This window comes from Leisingera sp. ANG1 (genome assembly GCF_000203975.2).
Lineage (GTDB): Bacteria > Pseudomonadota > Alphaproteobacteria > Rhodobacterales > Rhodobacteraceae > Leisingera.
On sequence record NZ_AFCF02000001.1, the window covers coordinates 564,301 to 565,657 of the forward strand.

Consider the following 1,357-nt stretch of genomic DNA (forward strand, 5'->3'; position numbering starts at 1 on the left):
CGGCGTCGGCGCCAACGGCATGGATGATCTGGAGTTTCAGACCCGCGGCGATGACGTGCTGGTGTCCTTCTCCAACGTGACCATCCTGGTCGAGGACATCACCCTGGCGCAGCTGCAGGACGCGGACAACTTCCTGTTCTAACGGCGGTGGAGCGTTGCAACACCCAAAGGCGCGCCCGAACCGGCGCGCCCGTTTTGCCCGTTAAAGCTGCAAAAACATCACGTTTACCCTACGGAAAGCAATTCCCCGCATTGAACCTTTCCGGCCAATCGGGCAACAGGCATTTAGATTGCATTAACCCTCCGGGTTTCAACCCAAGCATTGCTAAGACCGAGAGGCTGTTTCCATGGCGACTTTTACCGTAAATGACTCCAGCTACAGCTGGGATGTGGGTGATCTCAAAGACTACCGTATCTACAACGGCTCCGTGGTCTCAGCCACGAGTAGTAGGATCGTTGCCACGGGCACCAATTATGCCAGCCAATCCCTGACCGTGACCTACACCGGAACTTTCTATTCCTACGGTGGGACCTTGTATGGGACCCTCACCGGGGTGACAGTCCAAGTTGGCGGAACGACTGTCATATCGGCAACCGGCTTGAGCGCTTCCGCCTACACCTACTCCAGCGGGTTAACGAGCTCCTTCGTTGATGATGCCACTGAAGGCAATGACCTGTTCACCATCACCTCCACCCGATCCAGCACATGGCAGCTGGGGGATGGCAATGACACCATCAATTCCGGCAGCGGAAACGACTACATCTACGGCGGCGACGGTATCGACCGGCTGATTGTCGATGGCAAATTGTCCGCAGCCAACTTCTCCTCCAGCTACGGCCGGATGATCCTGGACGGCTCCGACGGCCGCGACTACCTGAGCTCCGTCGAGCTGGTGCAATTCAGCGACCGCACGGTCAGCGTTAAGGTCGGCAGCTCGTCTTCCAACAAGATCAACGGCGACCGTTTCTCCCGCACCCCGGACGACATTCTTCTGGGCGGCAACGGCAACGACACGATCTCCGGCCGCACCGGCAATGACAGCCTGATCGGCGAATACGGGACCGACGTTCTCTACGGCCAGAGCGGCCACGACAAACTGTACGGCGGCGCCGGCGGCGACCGTCTCCACGGCGGCGAGGGCAATGACACCCTCAAGGGCGGCGATTCCGCCAGCCAGTCCGGCGACGACAAGCTTTACGGCGAGCGCGGCAACGACCGGCTGGAAGGCCAGGCCGGCAACGACAGCCTGTTCGGCGGCAAGAACCACGACACTATTTTCGGCGGCGCCGGCAATGACGTGCTCTATGGTGAAACCGGCCATGACACCCTGCAAGGCGGCACCGGCAACGACACCCT

General features: G+C 60.1%; 1 protein-coding gene. It reads left to right on the forward strand.

The window, feature by feature from the left end; genetic code table 11:
• Positions 1–347: 347 nt before the first annotated feature.
• Positions 348–1,357 (forward strand): calcium-binding protein (locus GC1_RS02725; protein WP_039498413.1); only part of this gene is annotated, 1,010 nt, incomplete at its 3' end.